Source organism: Hymenobacter sp. BT491, assembly GCF_014349165.1.
GTDB classification, from domain to species: Bacteria; Bacteroidota; Bacteroidia; order Cytophagales; family Hymenobacteraceae; genus Hymenobacter; species Hymenobacter jejuensis.
The window spans coordinates 1-21,782 of sequence record NZ_JACSJJ010000007.1 but is presented as its reverse complement, the minus strand read 5'-3'; the positions used below and the strand labels follow the sequence as shown (position 1 = coordinate 21,782).

Genomic DNA, 21,782 nt, shown 5'->3' with positions numbered 1-21,782 from the left:
ACCACCCCACCATGAAACGGAAATTATATAGCATCCTGCTGCTGACCGCACTGGCGGGCTTTCTGCCCGGCTGCAAGGACGGCTTCGAGGACATCAACACGAACCCCAACGCGCCGGTCGACGTGCAACCGTCGCTGCTGCTGCGCAAAATCACCTTCGACTACGGCGAGCAGATGTCGTACGAAGCCTTCGTGGCGGGCAACCTGCTGGGGCAGTACTTCACGGCCATCGACTTCAACCTGTTCGACCGGCACAGCCTGAACGAACCGCAGTACGGTGGCAATCCGTGGCCGTTTCTGTACAGCAACCTGCGCGACAATGAGATTCTGCTGCAGAAAGCGCGCGCGAACACGGCTTTTGGGGTGTACGAAGGACCGGCCCTGATACTGAAAGCCTACATCGCCGCCGAGCTGACGGACCTGTACGGCGACGTTCCTTACAGCGAAGCGCTGCAGGGCAAAGCCGGGGTGATTACGCCGGCCTACGACACCCAGGAATCCATCTACACGGCACCCGGCGGCATCCTCGACAACCTCGACAAGGGCATCGCCTCAATCAACAATTACAAAGGGCCGACGGCGCTCGACGGTGACGTCATCTACGGTGGCAACCGCAGCAAATGGATACTTTTTGCCAACTCGCTGAAAATAAGGGCACTGATGCGTATATCGGGCAAGGTGAACGTGCAGGCTGCCCTGCAAAAAGTCGTGACGGATGGCAATTACATCAAGACGAATGCGGACAATGCCGTCTACCGATTCTCGCTGACCCAGCCCAACAATTTCCGCATGTCGACGGCTCGCATCGGTGATTTCAACCTGTTTATCATGTCCAAAACCAGCGAGGAGCTGCTCACGGGACTGGGCGACCCCCGGATAGCGACGTACTTCCGACCCACGGCGGCTAATCCGGCGGTTTACAAAGGCCTGTTGAACGGACCGGATGCCTCTAAGCTCTCCATTTCGCTGGCCGATTACTCGCTCACGGGGACCATCTTCCGCGAAAACTCCGACCGTTTATCGGCCAACTACATGACCGCAGCCGAAACCAGTTTCTGGCTGGCCGAAGCCGCCCAGCGGGGCCTAGTGTCCGCCTCGGCCAGGACCTTGTATGAGCAGGGCATTACCCAGTCGTTTGCCTACTGGGGCGTGGCACTGCCCGCCAGCTACCTCACCAGCAGCCAGGTGGCTTACAATCAGAATGGCCAGAACCCCATCGAGCAAATCCTGACGCAGAAATGGCTGGGCAACATCAACCACGCCTACGAAGGCTGGACCGAGTACCGCCGGACGGGTTTTCCCCGCCTGAAAACGGTTTCGGCCAGCCTCAACAACGGACTGATTCCCAAGCGAATGCCCTACCCCGGCACGGAAAGCGCGCTGAACGCGGTGGAGTATCAAAAAGCGGCCGCCAACACCCAGAATAACAGCATCAACGTTCCCGTATGGTGGGCTCGCTGATTACCTTCCTTTCGCTAGATTGGACCGTTCTCGTGAACACTTGCCAACAGGCACTTTATTGCTGAATGAAACCATCCGTCATCGGCCTTTTGGCAGTGGTAACCGCTTCAGGCTGCACCTCACCAGACCAAACACCACGGGAGCAGCTGACCATCGTTCAGCGCCCCAAGGCCACGCCACGCCGCACGTATTGGCCGCTGGATTCGGTAGTGGAACGGCGCGACACCTTGTTGCCAGGGCCGGAGCGGTACCGCGTGCAGGTGGTGACCACATGCTTGAATGATAGTGCCGTGGTCAACCCCATCGTGGAGGACGCTGGCCCTGCATTGGACGTCTCACACAATTACCAGAGCGAGCTGATTGTGTTCCGGGGCGATAAGCCGTGGCTGCACCAACGGCTGACCAAGGCGCTGTTTACGGGAAACCCTGTTGTTAAACAATTAGGCTCGGCACAAGAATGGGCCCTGTCGCGGACCGCTTTTGTGGGGTGCCAGCAGGGAGAATTTCGCTTTTATACGCGCTTGGGCGTTCCAGATTCAGACGTCTTCATGGAAGCGCAAGTGGCACTCAGCCCCACGCAAGGGATACAAGTAATAAGCGTTCAACAACCCGTAGTAGAAGCGGAAGATTAACCCCCGTATGAGTACAACCCTATGGCAGTGGGCGTTGGTGCTGGCATCCAGCATTACGTTGTTTTTCGTGTCCCCGCTGTCCCGGACCGCGGCCGAATTTTTCCGGGGAGCCCGCCAGGAGCGGACCCCCAATACGGTTTTCCTGACGAGTAGCCTGGTCATTTCCTGGCTGTTTGCCAAGTCGATTACCAATGCCGCCAACCTGGGCCAGAGCTTCGGGTTGGTGGGGGGCGTGGCCTACGCGGGGTATTACCTGTCGTTTCTGGTGGCCGGGTTCGTCATCGTGTCCATGCGCAACCGAGGGGGCTACCGCAGCATCCACCATTTTCTGGAATCGAAATATGGCGCGGGGGCGGTGGTTGTCTTTACCTTCCTGATTATCATTCGGCTGTACAACGAAATCTGGTCCAACACCATCGTCATCGGCTCGTATTTTGGCGGGCAGGGCACGAGCAGTTACTACGTCGCCATTGTGGTGTTCACCCTGCTCACGCTGGCCTACACGCTCAAGGGCGGCATGAGCAGTTCGATTATGACCGACGTGATTCAGCTGTCGCTCTTTGTGGTGTTGCTCGCGGTGATTCTGGGGTTTATCCTGCCCCAGTACGGGAGTAGCCTGCAGCCCTTTCTGCGCAGCGGGGAATGGACCTTGGGGCAGGGCGTCGATTTGCTGCTGGTGGCGCTGGTGCAGTGTTTCAGCTACCCTTTTCACGACCCAGTGCTCACCGACCGGGGGTTTATCTCCGATACGCGCACGACGCTGCGGTCGTACCTCTGGGCGGGGGCCATCGGTTCGGGCTGCATCATTTTTTTCAGCTTCGTGGGCATCTTCGCCAAGCTCAACGCCCTGACGGGCGAAGCCCCGGTGGCCGTGGCGCGGTACTTCGGCGTGCCGATGCTGCTGCTGCTGAACCTCATCATGGTTACCTCCGCCTCGTCGACCCTCGATTCGGCCATGGCCTCGTTCTCCAAACTCATCAGCATTGACCTGAGCAAAAGGGCCGTGCCCAGCGTATCGAGAGGACGGTGGGCCATGGTGGTGTTAACGGTACTGGGCACCATCCCGGTATTTTTCAACCCCGCCATTCTATCGGCTACTACCATCAGCGGGACGCTGGTGCTGGGGCTGGCCCCCGTGTTTTTGTTCTGGTATGTGCCCGTCCCGCGCCTGGCCTTTCACCTATCGGTCATCGGGGGGCTGGTGCTGGGCGGCTTGCTGACGATATTCCCCCTGTCCGATACCCTGCGCCTGGGCGACGGCAAGTACGGGGCGCTGCTTAGCGCGAACCTGCTTACGTCGGGTTTCTGTTTCGGGGTATTCGGACTTTGTGTGCTTCTCCAAAAAAAGCCTGCTCATGGATAACCTCCTTCCCACCGACCTCGGCTCGCGCAGCGGCCGGCTACTAGTTTTCGGGGGGCCCTACTCGAACTTGCAGGCCCTGGAAGCGCTTCAGAACATTGCCGACCAGCTGCCAATTCCAGCGGGCAACATCATCTGTACCGGCGACATCGTGGGCTACTGCGCCCAACCCGAAGCCACGGTGCAGCGGGTAAAAGCCTGGGGGGTGCACGCCATTCAGGGCAATGTAGAGCAGAACATTATCCGGGGTGAAGACGACTGCGGCTGCAATTTCGCCGAGGGCAGCCGGTGCGATTTATTGTCCCGTGCCTGGTTTCCCTACGCGGTGCGGAGCCTGTCGGCCGGCTCGGTCGCCTGGCTGAGCACCCTGCCTCTTCAGCTCTCTTTCCGGTATGCAGGCCAGACGGTAACTGTGCTGCACGGGGCGGCCACCGACATCTCCGATTTCGTGTTTGCTTCTACCCCCTGGCCTGTGAAAGAAGCTAGCTTTGCCGCTACCGGGGCCGCAGTGATACTGTCCGGCCACGCCGGCCTGCCCTTTGTCGATGAGCGCGCGGGGCACTGCTGGCTCAACGCGGGCGTGATTGGGATGCCAGCCAACGATGGCACCCCGCGCGTATGGTACCTGCTGCTCGACGATACTGATGGCCTATTCAGCTACTCCTTTCACACCTTCACCTACGACAACGGCAAGGCTCATCAGCTGATGCGGGCTAATGGGCTCCCTGACTCCTATGCGCAAACGCTCCTGACGGGCATCTGGGATAACTGCGAGATTTTGCCAGAGGCCGAGAAGGCTTTACAGGGCCGAGCCATTACGTTGCAGTAGAAAGCGAGCCAACTAAACGGCTCTTTTCACTGAATCGCTGGTGTAGAAGGCCTGCACGCGATGCCAGAAGCGTCGACCACGGGGCGGCTCAGTGTATCCTACATCGTCAAGCGGGCAGAAGATGGCTCAGATTGTGCGCGAGTACGGCTTGAGCGAGGCCATTAGTACTCTCGGACAACCACTTAATGCGCTGGCTAAACGCTAATAATTCAACTCTTCTAGCGGACGGGGCGGGCTGCTACCGGCTGTCCTTCGATTATCCACACTGGTTTTTGCGGTTTAGCGCCTGGTGCTCCCGGCTGCCGTTCACGGGCCGTGCGCTTCGGCGACCAAAGCTTGTTTGTGCGCCGCGACTTATTTGCCCGCATTGGGGGCTACCGCGAAGATTTATTGGTGATGGAAGTTCAGGACATAGTGGCCCGCCTGCGGGCGCGGGGCCCGTTTCAGCTGCTACCCCGCGCTGTGACCACCTCGGCGCGCAAGTACCTGGTAAACGGCGTTTTTCGACTGCAATGGATTTTTATACTGCTTGTGATGCTGTATAAGCTGGGCGTGTTGCAGCGCCGCCTGGTGCAGCTTTACCGCCGGCTCGTTCGGCAAGGGAAGCTGTAGCTGCAGCTTTCAAGGGGGATGGCCGTATCTTGCCGCTCTGCTTTTACTACATAATTTGTCTAGGTATGTCCACCGCCCTGCCCCCTCACTTGTTAGTCTTTGCCCGCGAGCCGGAGTTGGGGCGCGTTAAAACCCGCCTGGCAGCGGGCATCGGTGACGAGGCGGCCCTAGCCGTGTACCGCGAGCTGCTAGCCCTCTCGGCGGCGGCCGTAACGGCGGCGCAAGTGCCCGCCACGGTCTGGCTGGCCGAGGCCCCGGCCGGGGCCGACCCAACCCAGCCGCGGCCTGAGTGGCTTGGCTTACCTTGGCGCGTGCAACCGGCCGCAGGCACGCTGGGCGAGCGTATGAGGCAGGCCTTCAGCGAGGCACTGGCGGCGGGCGCGGGCCGGGTCGTTATCATTGGCACCGACTGCCCCGGCCTGAGCGCTGACTTGCTCCGGCAGGCATTTGACCAGCTACTAAACCATGAGCTAGTGGTGGGTCCGGCCGATGATGGCGGGTATTACTTGCTAGGCATGAACAAGTTGCATCCCGAGCTGTTCGCCAACAAAGCCTGGAGCATGGCCAGCGTCTTGCCTGACACCCTGGCCGATGCCGCCCGCCTCGGCTTGCGCGTGGCCCACCTGCCAACCTTGCACGACGTGGACTCGGCCCAGGACCTGGCTACTTGGCGCGAGCACGCCGGCTCTGGCGGCGGGCACAAAGGCGCGGCCCCGGCCAGTGGCCCAGATAGCACTCGGCAGCAGCCCAGACCAGCACCACCCGTATTCGAGGGCCAGCCTCCCCGCCCGCCGCGCCAGCCATAGCGCGAAGCCGGCCGCGCCCAGCCCCAACAGGGGGGCCTAACGTGCTCACTAAGTTGTAGCCCAGCAGCCACTTGCCCAGCGCCCGCTCCGGCGGCGGAGCTGATTACCACCGCGTTTTGGCGTTTATTTGCGGCTTATGCACCCAGTTATCATTGGCAACGGCATCACAGGCGTTACGGCGTCCATCACAGCGCTGCGGCTGGCCACCGGCGTGGAGCCCACCTCACGCTGGCCTGCGCCGCCACCTCTCCGACAAAAGCCGGCAGGCCTGGCGCTGGGAAGTGCGCCTCATCTATCGCATTCTGGGGCTGATAACGCTGCTCACGGCGCTACTTTGGCTGGGGGCCTCAGGCGCGGTGCCGGCGCTGGGCGTAGCCGCTAGGCCAGTTCTACGGCTTCGTGATTGGCAGCGTGTTTTCGGGGGTGGTTGGGGTGAGCTTTTACCCGCTCATGGGCTCGCGGGTGTGGTACCGCTTCGGCTGCCCGATGGCCGCCTACCGGGGCTGCTGCAAAAGCACTTCTCGCGCTTCCTCATCAGCACCAACGGCGGGCAGTGCATCTCGTGCGGCAACTGCTCCAACGCTTGCGAAATGGGCATTGACGTGAAGCAGTACGCCCAGCGCGGCGAGCCCATCGTGCGGCCTGCCTGCATGGGCTGAGGCCTCTGCGCCACCACCTGCCCCCGTGGCGTGCTCAACCTCAAAAATGACCCCGGCGAGGGGCGGCTGACTGGCTCCGCATTTATTCACGCCGATTTGCTCCGAATTTTATAGGACAATTACCGTCGGTAATCTTCTCACTATAAACTTAGTGCCTGTCCTTTTAAGAAGCCGGCCTAGTCGTTGTGTACGGCCTATGCCTGGTCTTCATGCTCGGGTTCACTATCACGCAGGGACGACTGGCGTGGTTGGCGCGGCCCCACCCGCTACCTGGCCCTTGGTCGCGGTGCAACTGCCCCTCTACAACGAGCAAAACGTGGTGGAGCGAATGCTCGATGCCGCCGCCCTCGACTACTCGTACCCGGCCAACCGCCTGCTCATCCAGGTGCTCGATGACTCGACCGATGCAACCGTGGCGCTGGCCGCCCGCGTGGCCCATTACCAAGCGCAGGGCCTGAACATCCGGCAGGTGCGCCGGCCCACCCGCCAGGGCTACAAGGCTGACGCGCTAGCCCACGGCCTGGCCGAAACCGGGGCAGAGTTCGTGGCCATTTTTGACGCTGACTTACTGCCCGCGCCGAACTTTCTGCGACGCGTCATTCTCTACTTCACCAGCCCCGGCATCGGGACGGTGCAAACCCGCTGGGGCCACCTCAACGAGTACGCTTCGCTGCTCACGCGCATGCAAGCCTTCGGGTTGAAAGCGCATTTCTTGGTGGAGCAGGTAGGCCGGCAGGCGGGCGGGCACTTCTTCAATTTCAACGGCACGGGCGGCGTGTGGCGGCGCGTCTGCATCGAAGATGCCGGCGGTTGGCACGCCGATACCCTCACCGAAGACCTTGACCTGAGCTACCGCGCCCAGCTGAGCGTGGCGCAGTTGCAGCAGTTGCCCGGCCCGGTGCTGCTCGACACCCGCGAAGCCCCGGAGTTTGCCGTCAGCCACTTGCGCGGGGCGCGGCTGGTGGGTTGCGATACCTTTCCGCTGGCGGCGGTGCACGATGTGCCCAAAACGCGCCCATCGTGGTGTACTGCTCGGTAGGCGCGCAGCGAAAAAATCGGCGCGCAGCTTCAGCAAGCTGGCTTTACCAATGCGCGCAACCTATACGGCGGCATTTTTGAATGGGTCAACGAGGGCCAGCCGGTCGTGAAGGCAGCTGATGAGCCCCCGACCGCGTGCACGCCTACGCGCGCACCTGGAACGTCTGGCTCCGGCAGGGCCAGCCAGTGTAGTAGGCAACCGGCGCAATAAATTTGCCAGATTATGCCGTTGTTTATCAGCTTATTCTGGTAGCAAGCGAATGATAAAGTTCTTGAGCGGATTTTTTTTGATAATGGCTACCAGCTGGCCGTTGGCGTACTGGTATTCATCCTCACGCCCGTCGCGTAAGGCCCGCCAGTTGTCGGCTTTGGCCCGGTTCAGGACAAAGTAGTCGCCAAAATATTCGGCAAACGCCCGCGCCTGGCTGGCCGGTAGCTCGCCAAAAAACATGTTAGTCACGGTGTAGCGAATAGGGGTCGTTTCGGTGGCCTTGTAGTGGTGCTCGTACTGGTCGGCCACGATGTCGTAATGGTCGCCCTTCCACTCGGTTCGCGAAGCAAAATCACCCTGGTTGGTGTGCGCCTCCACCGTTGAGAGCAGCAGCTGGCCGTTGCGGAAGCGGTTAATCACCAAGTAGTAAATCTTGAGGTGATAAAATAAAAAATTCACCTGCACGTCGCTTACCAGCGAGTACGTCGCGTCGGCACCCACCGGGGCATGGCGCGTGGCCGTCATCGTTCCCACCCGCAGGCCCGCCACCTCAATACCGTAGTGCCGCACCTCAGCCGCCGTGCTAGCTTTGGGCACTTGCGCCGCAGCCGCCAAGGGCAGAACGGGGAGGAAAAGCAGGATTAGCGGCTTCATTTATTTGGGTGAATTGTAAGTCAAAAAAGAACGCCATGCTGGCTTTCTTTTTAACCGTTAAATGAAAACTTAGCAGCAGCAGCCACCGTCGTAGTGGTAGGTTGAGGGCAAAATGAAAATATCGTCGCGGCCCAGCGCGGCCAGGTTACCGGCGGTTTTATTGCACACGGCCAGGGGCTGGTGCTGCATTAGCACGTGGCCTTTATGGTCGTCAAAGTACTCCTCGCCACCGTAGTAGATGACCGTGCGGCCCGTAAAAATGCAGGGTTTCATCGGCCGGCATGGGATCTTTGATGGCGCACACTTCTACGCTCTCAACGAATATAACCTCGTCGGTGGCGTAGTGCTGGGGCGAGAGAACGCGGTAGGCGCGCTTGAGGTCGTCGAGCTTGAAGATGTTAAAAAGACAGTTTTGGGCGGCCACGTCCACGCTTTTGTCGGCCACAGGCAGGGTGCAGGGCGTCGCCGGCGCGCAGGTCGATAAACCTGCTTTTAAACCAGTCGTTCTGCGCTTCGGCCGTTTGCATGTTTTCGCGCGAGGCGTCGAGCATCTCGCTCACCACGTCCACGCTAATTACGGCGCCCGGCCGGCGGCTGAAACAGGCAAATTGCAGTGGCTCCATGCCGCCGCCCACGCCCACGTAGAGCACGGCAAGCGAGTTGGTGAGGTCACGCGGGTTCACGGTGCTGCCGCAGCCGTAGTTCATGCTTAGCATGCGCGGCGGAATGCTGAGGCCGGACAGCTGCCACGCCAGGTTGGTGGTGTAGCAAAGGCCCACCTGGGGTTCCTGAGTGGCCTGGCGGTACACGTCGGCAATGGTTTCGAGGCAACTCATGTGGAGAGGGAAAGCAGGTAATTACAAGAATTTACGCTGGAACTACTGCTTGTTCAGGTTCCAGTTGTAGTCCAGGTAGGTAACCTTAGTGTTGGCGTCGATTTTGGTGGTCGAGTACCGGTTGACCCACTTCACCACCGACTGACCGTTCTTCTGCCAGTCGCCCTTGTACCAGTCAAAATACTTCGAGAGCTGGGCTTCCGACTTGCTAATCTTGTTCTTGGCCGGGTTGTTCAGAAAGTCGCGGCCTTGGTCGTCGAGCTGCTTTTCGAGCTGAGCGGCGGTGTAGGCCTCGTTGCGCAGGCGCGGGCATGAAATGGACGCGCACACCAGCGTGAAGTGAATACGCGGGTCGTCAAACTTCTTGCGCAAAATGCCGTGCTCAATGTTGTCGAGGCTCATTTGCCCGCCGCCGAGGCTGAAAAACTTGGCCGCCCAAGGCGTGGTCACGAACGGAATCTTGATTTTCGAGCCAATATCCTTGATGCTTTGCACCGGGTAGTGGTCGAGGATGAGGCGGATAGTGTAGGCGTTGTAGGCGTTAATCCAGTAGGCCATTTGGTCGGCCTTGGGCCAGTTGGCGGCTGGCGGGTTTTTGCTCAGTTGCGCCAGGTACTGGTTGAAAGCCGCTTCATCGGCCTGAAAGCCCTTGTAATTAACCAAGCCCTGGGCGTTGACATGCTTTTTGAGCAGCTTATCGTAGGCGCTGTGGTCGACAAGGCCGCCGGTGGCGACCTCGGCGTAGGTGGGCGTGGGCACGGGGGTGAGGCCGGGCACCACTACGGCCACGGCGGTGAGCGTTCCGGCCGCCAGCACCAGGGCGGTTAGGATCGAGGTTTTCATGAGTTTGTTCATTGGAAGCTACATACGGCAAAGATGGGCCGTAAAGATTGCCGGGCGGCAATCTCCCGGCCACCGCAATTTCGTAGGCTCTGGAAATTAGTTTTGCTGCCGTGATCCTTTCCACCATATTGCTGGCCCTGGCCGGGCTAGCCCCCGCCGATACGGTGCGCCCCAAGCGCCTGGCCCTGCTGCCAGTGCCCCTGGTGTACTACACGCCCGAAACCCGGCTAGCCTACGGCGTGGCCGCCACGGCCACTGTGCATTTCCGGCGCGACGACGGCTTTGCGGCGGCCCGGCCTTCGCAGTTCACCCTGGCCCTGGCCTACACCCAGAACCGGCAGCTGCTGCTGTACGTGCCCTTCCAGGTTTTTTACGACCACAACCGCTACTACGCCTATGGCGAGGCCGGCTACTACCGCTACAATTACTACTTCTACGGCGTGGGTCAGCGCAAGGTGCCGCGCGAGCTGTTCGGCGTCAATTTCCCTAGGGTTCGGGTCAACGCCTTCCGGCGTGTAGGGGCCGGGGTGGGGGCGGGCAAACTCTACGCGGGCCTGCGCTACCAGTACGAAGACTACCGCGTGAGCAGCGTGGAAGCGAATGGGCTGCTGGCCAGCGGCAACGTGCCCGGTGGCCTCGGCAGCCGCCTCACGGGGGGCGGGCTGGGCCTGTTTTACGACTCGCGCGACAACGTCTTTTTCCCCACTACAGGCGTGGTGGCCGACCTCAGCGCCTTTATCCGCAACCGGGCCGCCGTGGGCGCGGGCGCGGCGGGCGCCACCACCCGCTTCGACCGCTACGTGGCCGACGTGTCGGGCTACCGGGCCCTAGGGGCGCACGCGGTGCTGGCCGCCAACGCCTACGGCAGCTTTATCTTGGGCACGGCGCCTTTCAATGCCCTGTCGCTGCTAGGCGGCTCGCGGCGGCTACGCGGCTACTACGAGGGCCGCTACCGCGACCAAAACGTAGCCCTGGCGCAGGCTGAGTTGCGCTTCGACCTGTACAAGCGCCTGGGCGCGGTGATATTTGGCGGCGTGGGCACCCTGGGCGATGCGCAGGCGCTACTGCGCCTCGGCCAGCCGAAAGGCGCCTACGGGGCGGGCCTGCGTTTCACGGCCAACCGCCGCGACCACCTCAACGTGCGGCTCGACTACGGCCTGGGCCGGCAGTCGGGCGGCTTTTATCTCACCGTGGGCGAGGCATTTTAAGCTGGCTAGCCCCTTCTTTGCTACTTAATTCGGAAGTTGCAGCTTCGTAGCCATTTCAGCCTTCATGCTTAGCGTCATTATTCCCACGTACAACGAAGCGACCAACATCGGCCGGCTGGTGGCCGACCTGCGCCACCACGCCCCGCCCGGCACCGTAGAAATTTTGGTAGTGGACGCCAACAGTCCTGACGGTACCGCCGAAGCCGCCCGCGCCGCCGGGGCTACCGTGCTGGCCGCGCCCAAGCCCGGTCGCGCCGCCCAGCTCAATTACGGGGCCAGCCAGGCGCGCGGCGACGTTTTCTACTTCGTGCACGCCGACGTGGGCATCCACCCCGGCTACGTGGCTACTATTGCAGCGGCCGTAGCCCAGGGCCACGCGGCGGGCTGCTACCGCTTCCGATTTGACTCCCCGCACCCGCTGCTGCGCATTAACAGTTATGGCACTCGTTTTAAAGGGATCATGAGTCGGGGCGGCGACCAGACGCTGTTTGTCACGCGGGCGCTGTTTGAGCAGCTGAACGGGTTCAACGAGCGATTTGTCATTATGGAAGACTTCGAGATTATCCAGCGCATTCAGCGGTTGGCCAGCTTCCACATCGTGCCGCTCGACGTGGTAGTATCGGCCCGCAAGTACGAAACCAACGGCTGGCTGCGCGTGCAGCTGGCCAACCTCACAGCCTTTGCCATGTATTTTCTCAAGCTGCCGCCGCCCCGCATTGCCCGCACCTATAAGGCCCTGCTCAACTACCGCTAATGCCCCCGCCCCCGCTTCCCCGCGTGCTCGTAACGGGCGCCAACGGCTTTTTAGGCCGCCACCTCGTGGCCGAGTTATTGCGCCGCGGCTACCCCGTGCGGGCACTGGTGCGGCCCGGCGGCGCGGCTAGTCCGGCGCTGCCGCCCTTGTCGTCGCTGCCCATTGAAGTAGTGGAGTTTGATATCTCTCAACACGGTAAAAAAAGCGGTCCGTTTGCGCTAATTGCTGGCTGTGGCGCCGTTATCCACGCCGCGGCACTGGCACAGGTAAATCCTGCTCGGAATCGTGCCGTATGGGCGGCCAACTTGAGCGGCACTGAACGCTTACTACGGCTAGCGCGCAAGGCACGCGTAGGCCGCTTCGTGTACGTGGGCACCGCTAACGTATACGGCTTTGGCACCAAGGCTAGGCCCGGCGACGAAACCCGGCCATACGCCGGCCGCCGCTACGGCCTCGACTACATGGACAGCAAGCGCGCTGCCACTGACCTTGTGCTGCGGGCCGTAGCCCGCGAGCAACTGCCCGCCGTGCTGGTGCACCCCACGTTTATGCTGGGCCCCGGCGATGCCCGGCCCACCTCGGGCGCGCTGCTACTGGCGCTGCACGCCGGCCAGCTGCCCGGCTATCCGCTGGGGGGCAAAAACTACGTGCACGTGCAGGATGTGGCCGTGGCCATCGTCAACGCCCTCACCCAGGGCCGGGTGGGCGAGTCATACATTTTGGGCAATGAAAACCTGAGCTATAAGGAGGCTTTCGGGCTGATAGCCGGCGTGCTCGGGGTAGCGTCCCCGCGCTGGCCGGTGCTACCACCACTGGCCAACTTCTACGGGCTGTTCTGCGACTGGCGAGCCACGCTCACCGGCTGCCCGGCCCCGGTGAATGCGGCCATGGCGGCCGTAGCCAACGACGGCCACTACTTCACTGCCCAAAAAGCCCACACCGAGTTAGGTATGCCCCAAACCCCCATCACCCAAGCCGTGGCCGAGGCCTTCGATTGGTTTCTCACCCACGGGTATGTTCAATAAAACCCCTACTCCCCTGGCGGGCCAGGTCGCCTTGATTACGGGGTCCGAATCGGGCATTGGCCGCGAAACGGCCCGCGCCTTTTGCCACCTAGGGGCGGCCGTGGTGCTCAATGGCCGCCAGGCCGAGCGCCTCGAAGCCACCCGCCAGGCCCTGGCCGCTGAGGGCTACCAGGTGGCCGCCTGCGTGGCCGACATCACCGACTACGACGCCTGCGAGCGCCTCGTGGCCACGGCCATCGCGGCGTTCGGCCGGCTCGACATCCTGATTACCAACGCCAGTATTTCGCAGCGGGCCTACTTTGCCGATATGCAGCCGGCCGTATTTCGGCAGGTGCTCGACAGCAACGTGTACGGCTCAGTGTACCCGCTCAAGGCGGCGCTGCCCCACCTCATCCAAGCCCGGGGAAGCGTCACGTTCATTTCCTCCATATCTGCCCTTAATGGAATGCCCAGCGGCTCGGCCTATTGCGCCGGCAAGGCCGCTCTGGCCAACCTGGCCCACACGCTGCGCCTGGAACTAGCTGCCACCGGTGTGCATTTCGGAGTGGTGCACATCGGCTTCACCCAAAATGACCCCGACAAGCGCGTGCTCAACGCGGCCGGCCAGCCCGTTCCCATTGCGCACCGCCCGCCGCGCTGGCAAAAGTCGCAGGCGCAGGTGGCTGCCATCATCCTGAGCCACGTACGGCGGCGGCGGCGGCGCACTGTTATTTCGGGCCTAGGTCGCCTCATTTTAGTGGTGCATGCGCTATTGCCCCGCCTCGGCGACTGGGTGGTACTAGCTTCCCAGCACCGGCTGCGCAATTTCTACGAGTAGCCCGCCGGCAATCTGGTTCTTAGTCTTTTTCGTATCTTAACCTAAACCCACGCATGGAATCATACTACAACCCCGCCGACCTCAAGAAATTTGGCAACATCGGTGAGTTTCAGAAGGAGTTTGCCGATAAATTCTTTGCCTACTACGGCGCCGTTTTTGCCGAGGGTGCCCTCACGGCCCGCGAAAAATCGCTCATAGCCTTGGCCGTATCCCATGCCGTGCAGTGCCCCTACTGCATCGACGCCTACACGTCGGACACCCTCGAAAAGGGCTGTACCGAACCCGAAATGATGGAAGCCGTGCACGTGGCAGCGGCCATTCGTGGCGGCGCTACCCTGGTGCATGGCGTGCAGATGATGAACAAGGTGAAAGAGCTATCGATGTAGTAGCGTAGCGCGGACGCTAGGGCGCCGCGTGTCAAATGATTTCCACCCGGCCTACGCGCGAATTCGCAGCGTACGCGCCACTTCTTTGCTATGATAAAATCCCTCAAAGCCACGGGCAACCAGCTCGCCAACTCGGCTTTTCAGCTCACCGTACTGCGCCAGGAAGTGGTGGACGTGCTGCACCTGCCGCCCTTCCGCGCCAAGATGCAGGAAGCGGGCCTGTTTCCGCTGCGACCGCTAGCCCCAGCGGTGCTGCAAATCAACGTGGGCAAGATGTGCAACCAGGTGTGCAAGCACTGCCACGTCGATGCCGGCCCCGACCGCAAGGAAATCATGACCCGCGAAACGATGCAGCTCTGCCTCGACGCGCTGGCTGCCACCGACATTCCGACGGTGGACCTAACTGGCGGCGCCCCCGAGATGAACCCCGATTTCCGGTGGTTTGTGGAGCAGATTTCGGCGCTGGGCCGCAAGGTGCTGGTGCGCTGCAACCTCACTATCATCGTGGCCAACAAGAAGTACCACGACCTGCCCGAGTTTTTCAAAAAGCACAGCGTGGAAGTCGTCAGTTCGCTGCCCTTCTACTCGGCCGACAAAACCGACCGCCAGCGCGGCGACGGCGTGTTCGACGATTCCATCCGGGCGCTGAAAATGCTGAACGCCGTGGGTTACGGTCAGCCCGGCACTGGGCTGGTCCTCAACCTGGTATATAACCCGGCCGGCGCGTTTATGCCCGGTCCCCAGGCGGCTCTGGAGCGACAGTTCAAGCAAGCGCTGCTCAAAGACCACGGCATTGTGTTCAATAGCTTGTTTGCGATTACCAACCTGCCGGTGAGCCGCTTTCTCGACTACCTGGTCGAGTCGGGCAACTACGCGGGCTATATGGAGAAGCTCGTGACGGCCTTTAACCCCACCGCCGCCGCCGGCGTGATGTGCCGCGACACCATTTCGGTGGGCTGGGACGGTGGCCTCTACGACTGCGACTTCAACCAGATGCTCGACCTGCACGTGGCCAGCGCCAGCCAGCACATCCGCGACTTCGACGCCGCGGCCCTGGTCCAGCGCCCCATCGTGCTTAACCAGCACTGTTACGGCTGCACGGCAGGCGCAGGCTCGAGCTGCGGCGGCACGGTGGCGTAGCGCTTTTCAATTGGGTCTTCTCAGAGGAGGGAGGGAAATAAAAATTCTACCAAGCCCAAGTTACCCTACGACCCGCAGGCCGACCCGTTTACCTGTCCGGCGGGGAAGGCGCTTCCCTTCCGGACTTACGAGACCACCGCGGATGGCGCCCTGCTGAAGATCTACCGGGCTCCCTACCGAGGCAGCCAGCACTGCCCGCGCAAAGCCACCTGTGCGCCCAAAAGTAAATGCCGCCAGCTTATGCGCACGGCCTACGACCCAGCCTACCGTCGGGCCCTGGCCCGGCAGCACAGCCGGCTGGGCCAGCACCTGCGGCGGCTCCGTCAGAGCCGCGTGAAGCCCGTGTTTGGGAACTTACTGCACCACTACGGCTTGCGCCGCGTCGGTGTCCGAGGCCGCGCCAGGGCCCACAAGGTCATGCTCGTGGCCGCGGCGGCCTACAACGTGAAGAAACTACTTTACCACCGACCCCAGCAGGCGCTCGCGCTGGCGGTGGCCCTGCGAACGCTGCCGGTTGGGCTAGCCCGTACCCCTTTTCAGCGGCGGCCCAAGCCGCCGCCAGCGCGAACGCCGCGCCGAACCTTCGCGGTGGCAAAACGGGGCAAGAGTTCTGCAACCGCCACGCCCGTTTCAAAAATGCCACACGTCCCCAGGGCCAGACCCCGTGGTCCTGGGGACGCTACTGGAGGCGTTGCATCCGACCGGTGAAGATCAGGCCGCCCGCTTCCGACCAGTAAGTGTACGTGTCGCCCTGCACGCCCGTGATGCGCACCCGAATCACCTGCGCCTGCAGGGAGCCCGCCGCCGACTCGCTCCGGGCCGATACGACCGTGGTGGCGGTGCGCACCATCCGCCCGCTGCCCGCCGCCGAAGTGCAGCGCCTTACGCAGTGGCTCACGGCCCGCGCCGGCCGCCAGCCCGTACGCTTGCTGCTGGAAACCGCGAAGTAGGAGCTGGCTAGCGCTGGCTTTCCAGCCGGGCGATGGCGGCTTTCATCTCGGCAATTTCGCGCTCTTGCGACTGGATGATGCCTTCCGAGAGCTTTTTCACTTCGGGGTCCTTCAAGTCGGCCGAGCGGCTGACCATGATGGCCGACGAGTGGTGCGGAATCATGGCTTTCATGTACTGCACGTCGCCCACCGGAATCTGGGCGCGCAGCAAGGTCAGCACCAAGGCAAACACGGCCACGCTGCCGCCGGCAATGAGCAGGTTCAGGCGCTTGTCGGGATACATGTGGCGCATGAGGCCCAGCATCACCAGGGCCATGGCGGCCACCATGAGCAGGCTCATGTAGGTGCGCGTCAAACTCAGGTAGATGTGGTCGACCTGGTCCACATTCAGAAACATCACCGCGTACATGACGACGAAGGAAACGGCCAGCATCAGGGCAAAGCCACGATATGGGTGCGGCGACATGGGCATGGGAGCGTTGGAATTCATCATACCGAACTAATTATGAAGGGTTAAGGGGATAAGGCAGCAGGCCCGCCGGCGCGCTTTCATACGCAGGCCGGGCGGGAGGGGCTGCGTGCGTGCAAAGCCCGTGGTGTCGTGCCCGGCGCGGCAAATGGTACGGGTAGGCCAGCTGGCCCATCGAAAGCATTTCCAACCCTGCCCTTCCCATCCGCGTCTTACCAAGTAACTCTTCTTCACTTCTTGCATGGAATTATATAATACCCTGGCCTTGCTGATTGTGGTGGCCGCCGTGTTTGGCTACCTCAACCACCGTTTTCTCAGGCTGCCGGCCACCATCGGGCTCATGGTGCTGGCGCTGGTGTCGTCGTTGGTGGCCATCGGGCTGGGCAAGCTGGGCGTGGACGGGGTGCTGACGGCCAGCCAGCTGGTGCGCGGCCTCGACTTCCACACCGCCCTCATGCAGGTGATGCTCAGCTTCCTGCTCTTCGCCGGCTCGCTGCACGTGGATGTGCGCGCGCTGGGGCGCGAGGGACTGGCCGTGGGCGCCATGGCCACGGTGGGCACGGTTCTTTCTACAGTGCTGGTGGGCGGGGCGTTCTACTACTTGCTGCCGCTGTTCGGGCGGCCCACCGAATTCAGTTACTGCCTGCTATTCGGCGCCCTCATCTCCCCCACCGACCCCATCGCCGTGCTGGGCATTCTCAAGGAAGCCCGTATCGATAAGCGGCTGGAAATCCGCATCGTGGGCGAGTCGCTGTTCAACGACGGCATTGCGGTGGTGGTGTTCGTGAGCCTGCTGCAGATTGCCCAGTTTGGGGCGGCGCAGGCCACGCCGACGGCCATCGGGCACCTGTTTCTGGTGGAGGCGGTGGGCGGCATAGTGCTGGGCGGGGTGCTGGGCTACGGCGGTTTCTGGGCCCTGCGCAGCATCGACAATTACCAGGTGGAAATAATGATTACGCTAGCCCTGGTGATGGGCGGCACGGCGCTGGCCACGGCCCTGCACACCTCGGGCCCGCTGGCCATGGTGGTGGCCGGGCTCATTGTGGGCGACCAGGGACGGGAATTGGGCATGTCGGACGAGACGCGCGAATACCTCGACAAGTTCTGGGAGCTGCTGGACGAGATTCTGAACGCGGTGCTGTTTGTGCTCATTGGCCTCGAAATGCTCATCCTCGACATCAGCCGCACCACGCTGGTGGTGGGCCTGGTGGCCATTGTGGTGGTGCTGGCGGCGCGCTGGCTTTCGGTGGGGCTGCCGCTGGTGCTGCTCAAGCGCTTCTACCCCTTCGACCGGCAAACGCTGCGGGTGCTCACCTGGGGCGGGCTGCGGGGCGGCATTTCGGTGGCGCTGGCCCTGTCGCTGCCCGACTCCATGCCCCGCGACCTACTGGTGGGCATCACCTACGTGGTGGTCGTGTTCAGCATCATCGGGCAGGGCCTCACCATCGGCCCGCTGGTGAAGCGGCTGGGCCTGAGCACCGGCCCGCCTGCCGGTGGTGGCCCCAACAGTTCCGCCCACTAGCCCTTGCTGCTCATGAACCGCCTCCGTGCCCTGTGGCAAAACCTGAACTCCAGCCTGTGGTTTGTGCCCACGCTGATGGTGGCCGGCGCGCTGCTGCTGGCCTTCGGGCTGGTGATTGCCGAGTCGCGGACGAACTACGAAGGCCTGCGCGACTACCCGCTGCTGTTCGGGGCCGGGGCCGACGGCGCGCGGGGCATGCTCACGGCCATTGCGGGCTCGATGATAACCGTGGCGGGCCTGATCTTTTCGCTGACGCTGAGCACGCTGGCGCAGGTGTCGAGCCAGTATACCTCGCGGGTGCTGCGCAACTTCATGCGCGACCGCACCAACCAGGTGGTGCTGGGCTTTTTCGTGAGCATTTTCGCTTACTGCCTCATCGTGCTGCGCACCATCCGGGGCGGCGACGAGGGCCGGTTCATTCCCTCGTTGGCCGTGGGGATGGGCCTGGTGCTGGCGCTGGTGAGCATCGGGGTGCTGATTTTCTTCATTCACCACATGGCGTCCGCGCTCCAGGCGTCCAGCATTGTGCGCAACGCCACCGAAGAAACGGAGGCCGCCATTGCGCTCCTCTTTCCCGACGAGCTGGGCGATGAGGCCAGCGCCGCCCAGGCCCAGGAACTGCTGCGGCAGGCGGGCCAGCTCACCTGGCAGCCGGTGCTGGCGAAGGCCACAGGCTACGTGCAAAGCATCGACGAGGAGCAATTATTGGCTGTGGCCAACGACCTGCAGGGCGTCGTGCGCCTGGAGCACGGCATAGGTGGGTTTGTGGCCCGGGGCGCGGTGCTGGTGTCGGTGGCCCGCTACGAGGACCGCCCGGCCGCCCTACCCGCTGACCTGACCGACCAAGTGAACTCGCTCGTCAACCTGGGCCGCCAGCGCACCATTGAGCAGGATGCGGGCTTTGGCCTGCGCCAGATTGTGGACATTGCCCTCAAGGCCCTCTCGCCGGGCATCAACGACACCACCACAGCCATTATCTGCGTCGACCACCTGGGGGCGCTGCTGGCCCAGCTGGCCGACCGGCAGCTGCCCGACCCGCTCCGCGTGGACCAGCAGCGGGTGCGCGTCATCGCCGTGCGGCCGGCGTTCGGGCAGTTCCTGGCCACGGCGTTCGACCAGATTCGCGTTAGCGCCGAGGCCAACCTGGGCGTGTACCTGCGCCTGCTCACGGCCCTGGCCACCATTGCCCAGCGCACGCAGAACCTGGAGCGGCTGGATGCCCTGCACCAGCAAGCCGACTTGGTAGCTGAAGCCGCGCAGCGCACCCTAACCACCGACTACGAGCGCAAGCAGGTGCGCGAGCAGCTCGCCGCCTTGCTGCTCGATTTGCACTGATTGCCAACTCTGCATCCGGCGTAAAAGCCACCGAGTCTTATCCTTTTACTCTCCCCCAGTCGTATGGAAAACGCCTTTTTTACCTCCTGGACCAGCCTGGCCCGCACCCTGGTGGTGGGCGTGGCGGCGTATGCCGGGCTTATCGTTCTGCTGCGGATATCGGGCAAGCGCACCCTGACCAAAATGAACGCCTTCGACTTGGTGGTGACCGTGGCGCTGGGCTCTGTTCTGGCCACGGTGCTGCTTACCAAAAGTGTGGCCCTGTTGGACGGGCTGGTGGCCTTCGCTCTGCTCATTGCCCTGCAATTCAGCATAACCTGGCTGTCGGTACGCTCCAAAACCATTAGCCGGTTGGTGAAATCCGAACCAACCTTGCTCGTGTACCAGGGCCGGTTTCTGCCGGCTGCCCTGCGCGCCGAGCGCCTCACGGAAGAGGAAATAATGGCCGAGCTGCGGGCGCAGGGCCTGGCCAGCCTGACAGAAGCCGCCGCCGTGATACTGGAAAACAGTGGCGACCTGAGCGTGCTGAAGCAAACCACGTCCGGCCCGCAGTCGGTGTTGCAAGGCGTGCGGGGCTTCACCAACAGCAGTAGCGCCCAGCATAACACCTACTAGCTCCCTCTGAAGGGGGCCGGGGTGAGGCTGCGGGGCCGTTTCGAATAAGAAACGGTTTGCGTTAACAAAAAGGTCCTGCTGAGCGCAGCCGAAGCATCGCTACCGCGATAGTAATCAGTTACTTTCTCAGTAGCGATGCTTCGGCTGCGCTCAGCAGGACCGTGCGACTATCTAAAGCAACTTTTGTCGGCTAACCCGCCGGCTGGGTATCGCCTGGGGCCACCTCAGCGCGGGCCGGGGGCACATCGCCCTTGCCGGCGGGCCAGCCTTCGCGCTGCTGCCGGCGGTTGCCGTCGGTGGCTTCGGTCTGGTTGTGAAACAGGATTTGCTGGGTCGGAAAGGGCAGGTCGATGCCGTTTTCGGACAGCTTGTTTTTGATGGCTTCCAGCACCCGGTCCTGGGCGTCGAGCACGTCGGCCTGGCGCGGCGGGTCTACCCACCAGCGGGCCCGGATGTTGACTGAGCTGCCCGCAAGGTCGACCACAATGGCTTCGGGAGCTGGGTCAGTAAGCACTCCATCTACGCCCTTTATGGCTTCGATGATGAGTTTCCGGGCGGTGGCGATGTCGTCGCCGTAGCCGATGCCTACGTCGTATTGCAGCCGGCGCTTGTCGTAGGCCGTGTTCACGGTCACGGCGTTGGTGAACAACTCCGCGTTGGGGATGATGACGCGGCGGCCGTCGTAGGTTTTGATGGCCGTGGCCCGGGTCTGGATGTCCTCCACCGTGCCCTCAAAGTCCTTGTACTTAATCTGGTCGCCAATCTGGAAGGGCTCGGTCAGCAGCAAGAGAATGCCGGCCAGGAAGTTCTGGAAAATATCCTTGAAGGCGAACCCGATGGCAATGCCGCCCACGCCCAGCGCGCTGATGAGGCTGGTGGGCGTGAAACCCGGCAGCACAATGGTCGCCGTCACTAGCACCGCCAAAATGAGCATGCCCACGTAGGAGAGGCGGCTTAACAAACGGCCCAGACTCGGCCGGCGGTGACTGGTGATGCGCAGCACCAGCAGGCGCACCCCCCGGGCCACAACGATAAAAACGGCAAATACGACCAGGCCAAACCCGATGTTGGGCAAGGCCAGCATCAGGTCACGGCCAATCTGGTGCAGCTTCTGCCAAGCGAGCGAAAAATCCATAGTGCTCTGACATACGTGCCCGCAAGGAAAATTGCTAGATTTATTCGCCAGATAGAGGCGCAGCGAGTCGGGCCGGAAGTTGGGGCGGGTTTCTAGGCGCTTTACTTTCTCAGCGATCAGGGCGGCCCGCTCGCGGGGCAAAAACGGCCCCAGCTTGGTGTACACGCGGAACAGCGTGTCGGCGCGGAGTACCACGGGGTAGCCCCGGGTCGTGGCCCGCAGCGCCAGATCGGAAAAATTTCATTCTAGGCCACCCTGTAGCAATGGCCCAAGTTGCTACTTTTCCTAGGCGGGTCCGAGAACTTCGATTATCCTATGTTCGCCTGTGCCTCGTACTTGGGGCTGATGAGAAGGAAAAGAGAGGAGTAAGATTCATCGATTATGGAGTACTCAAGCTCGTTTTACAGGCCAATCCCCTCTCTTTTCTAAGGCTACTTTGGACCGTTCCAGGAGGCCGTAGAGCCTGTATCAGGATAGGTAAAGATT

Annotated in this window: 25 protein-coding genes; 18 read left to right on the top strand and 7 right to left on the bottom strand. The window is 62.2% G+C overall.

What is annotated here, in order from left to right:
- Nucleotides 1-11 precede the first annotated feature (11 nt).
- The 8 genes from H9I52_RS21170 (at nucleotide 12) to H9I52_RS21135 (ending at nucleotide 7,397) form a co-directional block, all read left to right on the top strand.
- Nucleotides 12-1,460, top strand: coding sequence for a SusD/RagB family nutrient-binding outer membrane lipoprotein (locus tag H9I52_RS21170; protein WP_187455510.1), 1,449 nt, complete (start codon nucleotides 12-14; stop codon nucleotides 1,458-1,460).
- A 65-nt stretch (nucleotides 1,461-1,525) separates the two neighbouring features.
- A complete protein-coding gene (locus tag H9I52_RS21165; RefSeq protein ID WP_187455509.1) occupies nucleotides 1,526-2,092 on the top strand; it encodes a hypothetical protein in 567 nt (188 codons plus the stop codon).
- A gap of 7 nt (nucleotides 2,093-2,099) precedes the next feature.
- Nucleotides 2,100-3,455, top strand: a complete 1,356-nt coding sequence (locus H9I52_RS21160; protein ID WP_187455508.1) for a sodium:solute symporter family transporter — start codon at nucleotides 2,100-2,102, stop codon at nucleotides 3,453-3,455.
- Nucleotides 3,448-4,281, top strand: a complete 834-nt coding sequence (locus H9I52_RS21155) for a metallophosphoesterase family protein (RefSeq protein WP_187455507.1) — start codon at nucleotides 3,448-3,450, stop codon at nucleotides 4,279-4,281. Before H9I52_RS21160 ends, H9I52_RS21155 begins: the two co-directional genes overlap by 8 nt.
- Nucleotides 4,282-4,596: 315 nt before the next feature.
- Nucleotides 4,597-4,893: a hypothetical protein gene (locus H9I52_RS21150; RefSeq protein WP_187455506.1), complete on the top strand. Its 297-nt coding sequence runs from the start codon at nucleotides 4,597-4,599 to the stop codon at nucleotides 4,891-4,893.
- A gap of 65 nt (nucleotides 4,894-4,958) precedes the next feature.
- Entirely contained in the window at nucleotides 4,959-5,699 is a 741-nt protein-coding gene (locus tag H9I52_RS21145) for a TIGR04282 family arsenosugar biosynthesis glycosyltransferase (protein WP_187455505.1), read from the top strand.
- Between the two features lie 152 nt (nucleotides 5,700-5,851).
- Nucleotides 5,852-6,358 (top strand): hypothetical protein, encoded by a 507-nt coding sequence (locus tag H9I52_RS21140; protein ID WP_222940596.1) that lies wholly within the window; start codon nucleotides 5,852-5,854, stop codon nucleotides 6,356-6,358.
- Between the two features lie 196 nt (nucleotides 6,359-6,554).
- Nucleotides 6,555-7,397, top strand: coding sequence for a glycosyltransferase (locus H9I52_RS21135; RefSeq protein ID WP_187455504.1), 843 nt, complete (start codon nucleotides 6,555-6,557; stop codon nucleotides 7,395-7,397).
- Between the two features lie 240 nt (nucleotides 7,398-7,637).
- Here H9I52_RS21135 and H9I52_RS21130 read toward each other — a convergent pair whose 3' ends face one another.
- From H9I52_RS21130 to H9I52_RS21120, 4 genes are all read right to left on the bottom strand, one after another.
- Nucleotides 7,638-8,261: a DUF6134 family protein gene (locus tag H9I52_RS21130; RefSeq protein ID WP_187455503.1), complete on the bottom strand. Its 624-nt coding sequence runs from the start codon at nucleotides 8,259-8,261 to the stop codon at nucleotides 7,638-7,640.
- 69 nt (nucleotides 8,262-8,330) lie between these two features.
- On the bottom strand, nucleotides 8,331-8,534 hold the full coding sequence (locus H9I52_RS23140; RefSeq protein ID WP_262386170.1) for a hypothetical protein: 204 nt from the start codon (nucleotides 8,532-8,534) through the stop codon (nucleotides 8,331-8,333).
- A 125-nt stretch (nucleotides 8,535-8,659) separates the two neighbouring features.
- Complete coding sequence (locus H9I52_RS23135; RefSeq protein WP_262386169.1) at nucleotides 8,660-9,097, bottom strand: hypothetical protein; 438 nt, start codon at nucleotides 9,095-9,097, stop codon at nucleotides 8,660-8,662.
- A gap of 42 nt (nucleotides 9,098-9,139) precedes the next feature.
- Nucleotides 9,140-9,940: a DUF547 domain-containing protein gene (locus H9I52_RS21120; RefSeq protein WP_262386168.1), complete on the bottom strand. Its 801-nt coding sequence runs from the start codon at nucleotides 9,938-9,940 to the stop codon at nucleotides 9,140-9,142.
- Between the two features lie 110 nt (nucleotides 9,941-10,050).
- Here H9I52_RS21120 and H9I52_RS21115 point away from each other — a divergent pair, with 110 nt between their 5' ends.
- The 7 genes from H9I52_RS21115 (at nucleotide 10,051) to H9I52_RS23330 (ending at nucleotide 15,978) form a co-directional block, all read left to right on the top strand.
- Entirely contained in the window at nucleotides 10,051-11,148 is a 1,098-nt protein-coding gene (locus H9I52_RS21115; RefSeq protein ID WP_187455501.1) for a BamA/TamA family outer membrane protein, read from the top strand.
- A gap of 64 nt (nucleotides 11,149-11,212) precedes the next feature.
- A complete protein-coding gene (locus H9I52_RS21110; protein ID WP_187455500.1) occupies nucleotides 11,213-11,902 on the top strand; it encodes a TIGR04283 family arsenosugar biosynthesis glycosyltransferase in 690 nt (229 codons plus the stop codon).
- Nucleotides 11,902-12,927 (top strand): NAD-dependent epimerase/dehydratase family protein, encoded by a 1,026-nt coding sequence (locus H9I52_RS21105; RefSeq protein WP_187455499.1) that lies wholly within the window; start codon nucleotides 11,902-11,904, stop codon nucleotides 12,925-12,927. Before H9I52_RS21110 ends, H9I52_RS21105 begins: the two co-directional genes overlap by 1 nt.
- Nucleotides 12,917-13,744, top strand: coding sequence for an SDR family oxidoreductase (locus H9I52_RS21100; RefSeq protein ID WP_187455498.1), 828 nt, complete (start codon nucleotides 12,917-12,919; stop codon nucleotides 13,742-13,744). The genes H9I52_RS21105 and H9I52_RS21100 overlap by 11 nt, the downstream gene beginning before the upstream one ends.
- Nucleotides 13,745-13,797: 53 nt before the next feature.
- A complete protein-coding gene (locus H9I52_RS21095; RefSeq protein ID WP_187455497.1) occupies nucleotides 13,798-14,130 on the top strand; it encodes an arsenosugar biosynthesis-associated peroxidase-like protein in 333 nt (110 codons plus the stop codon).
- Nucleotides 14,131-14,223: 93 nt separating this feature from the next.
- Nucleotides 14,224-15,270: an arsenosugar biosynthesis radical SAM (seleno)protein ArsS gene (arsS, locus tag H9I52_RS21090; RefSeq protein ID WP_187455554.1), complete on the top strand. Its 1,047-nt coding sequence runs from the start codon at nucleotides 14,224-14,226 to the stop codon at nucleotides 15,268-15,270.
- A gap of 9 nt (nucleotides 15,271-15,279) precedes the next feature.
- The gene (locus tag H9I52_RS23330; protein WP_187455553.1) at nucleotides 15,280-15,978 is read left to right on the top strand and encodes a transposase; all 699 of its coding nucleotides are present in this window, start codon (nucleotides 15,280-15,282) and stop codon (nucleotides 15,976-15,978) included.
- Here the strand turns inward: H9I52_RS23330 and H9I52_RS21080 are convergent.
- Together H9I52_RS21080 and H9I52_RS21075 are read right to left on the bottom strand one after the other, a co-directional pair.
- Nucleotides 15,950-16,117: a hypothetical protein gene (locus tag H9I52_RS21080; RefSeq protein WP_187455496.1), complete on the bottom strand. Its 168-nt coding sequence runs from the start codon at nucleotides 16,115-16,117 to the stop codon at nucleotides 15,950-15,952. The two genes, H9I52_RS23330 and H9I52_RS21080, sit on opposite strands and share 29 nt — an antisense overlap.
- Before the next feature lie 110 nt (nucleotides 16,118-16,227).
- Nucleotides 16,228-16,713 carry a DUF305 domain-containing protein gene (locus H9I52_RS21075; RefSeq protein WP_262386167.1) on the bottom strand — a complete coding sequence of 162 codons (486 nt, stop codon included), beginning with the start codon at nucleotides 16,711-16,713 and terminating at the stop codon, nucleotides 16,228-16,230.
- 217 nt (nucleotides 16,714-16,930) lie between these two features.
- Between H9I52_RS21075 and H9I52_RS21070 the strand changes: the two genes are divergently transcribed.
- From H9I52_RS21070 to H9I52_RS21060, 3 genes are all read left to right on the top strand, one after another.
- Nucleotides 16,931-18,211, top strand: a complete 1,281-nt coding sequence (locus H9I52_RS21070; protein ID WP_187455495.1) for a cation:proton antiporter — start codon at nucleotides 16,931-16,933, stop codon at nucleotides 18,209-18,211.
- Nucleotides 18,212-18,223: 12 nt separating this feature from the next.
- Nucleotides 18,224-19,546, top strand: a complete 1,323-nt coding sequence (locus tag H9I52_RS21065; protein WP_187455494.1) for a DUF2254 domain-containing protein — start codon at nucleotides 18,224-18,226, stop codon at nucleotides 19,544-19,546.
- Between the two features lie 63 nt (nucleotides 19,547-19,609).
- Nucleotides 19,610-20,161, top strand: a complete 552-nt coding sequence (locus tag H9I52_RS21060) for a DUF421 domain-containing protein (protein WP_187455493.1) — start codon at nucleotides 19,610-19,612, stop codon at nucleotides 20,159-20,161.
- Nucleotides 20,162-20,351: 190 nt separating this feature from the next.
- On the opposite strand, the gene H9I52_RS21055 is transcribed toward H9I52_RS21060, so the two are convergent.
- Nucleotides 20,352-21,491: a mechanosensitive ion channel family protein gene (locus tag H9I52_RS21055; protein WP_316248061.1), complete on the bottom strand. Its 1,140-nt coding sequence runs from the start codon at nucleotides 21,489-21,491 to the stop codon at nucleotides 20,352-20,354.
- Between the last annotated feature and the right edge of the window lie 291 nt (nucleotides 21,492-21,782).

Excerpts from the sequence above, each read along its gene's own strand:
- H9I52_RS21170 (WP_187455510.1), top strand. The coding sequence starts at position 12 with ATGAAACGGAAATTATATAGCATCCTGCTGCTGACCGCACTGGCGGGC.
- H9I52_RS23135 (WP_262386169.1), bottom strand. The coding sequence starts at position 9,097 with ATGAGTTGCCTCGAAACCATTGCCGACGTGTACCGCCAGGCCACTCAG.
- H9I52_RS21110 (WP_187455500.1), top strand. The coding sequence starts at position 11,213 with ATGCTTAGCGTCATTATTCCCACGTACAACGAAGCGACCAACATCGGC.
- H9I52_RS21075 (WP_262386167.1), bottom strand. The coding sequence starts at position 16,713 with ATGATGAATTCCAACGCTCCCATGCCCATGTCGCCGCACCCATATCGT.
- H9I52_RS21070 (WP_187455495.1), top strand. The coding sequence starts at position 16,931 with ATGGAATTATATAATACCCTGGCCTTGCTGATTGTGGTGGCCGCCGTG.
- H9I52_RS21105 (WP_187455499.1), top strand. The coding sequence starts at position 11,902 with ATGCCCCCGCCCCCGCTTCCCCGCGTGCTCGTAACGGGCGCCAACGGC.
- H9I52_RS21145 (WP_187455505.1), top strand. The coding sequence starts at position 4,959 with ATGTCCACCGCCCTGCCCCCTCACTTGTTAGTCTTTGCCCGCGAGCCG.
- H9I52_RS21095 (WP_187455497.1), top strand. The coding sequence starts at position 13,798 with ATGGAATCATACTACAACCCCGCCGACCTCAAGAAATTTGGCAACATC.
- H9I52_RS21060 (WP_187455493.1), top strand. The coding sequence starts at position 19,610 with ATGGAAAACGCCTTTTTTACCTCCTGGACCAGCCTGGCCCGCACCCTG.
- H9I52_RS21155 (WP_187455507.1), top strand. The coding sequence starts at position 3,448 with ATGGATAACCTCCTTCCCACCGACCTCGGCTCGCGCAGCGGCCGGCTA.
- H9I52_RS21130 (WP_187455503.1), bottom strand. The coding sequence starts at position 8,261 with ATGAAGCCGCTAATCCTGCTTTTCCTCCCCGTTCTGCCCTTGGCGGCT.
- H9I52_RS21160 (WP_187455508.1), top strand. The coding sequence starts at position 2,100 with ATGAGTACAACCCTATGGCAGTGGGCGTTGGTGCTGGCATCCAGCATT.
- H9I52_RS23140 (WP_262386170.1), bottom strand. The coding sequence starts at position 8,534 with ATGAAACCCTGCATTTTTACGGGCCGCACGGTCATCTACTACGGTGGC.
- H9I52_RS21065 (WP_187455494.1), top strand. The coding sequence starts at position 18,224 with ATGAACCGCCTCCGTGCCCTGTGGCAAAACCTGAACTCCAGCCTGTGG.
- H9I52_RS21100 (WP_187455498.1), top strand. The coding sequence starts at position 12,917 with ATGTTCAATAAAACCCCTACTCCCCTGGCGGGCCAGGTCGCCTTGATT.
- H9I52_RS21165 (WP_187455509.1), top strand. The coding sequence starts at position 1,526 with ATGAAACCATCCGTCATCGGCCTTTTGGCAGTGGTAACCGCTTCAGGC.
- H9I52_RS21120 (WP_262386168.1), bottom strand. The coding sequence starts at position 9,940 with ATGAAAACCTCGATCCTAACCGCCCTGGTGCTGGCGGCCGGAACGCTC.
- H9I52_RS21135 (WP_187455504.1), top strand. The coding sequence starts at position 6,555 with ATGCCTGGTCTTCATGCTCGGGTTCACTATCACGCAGGGACGACTGGC.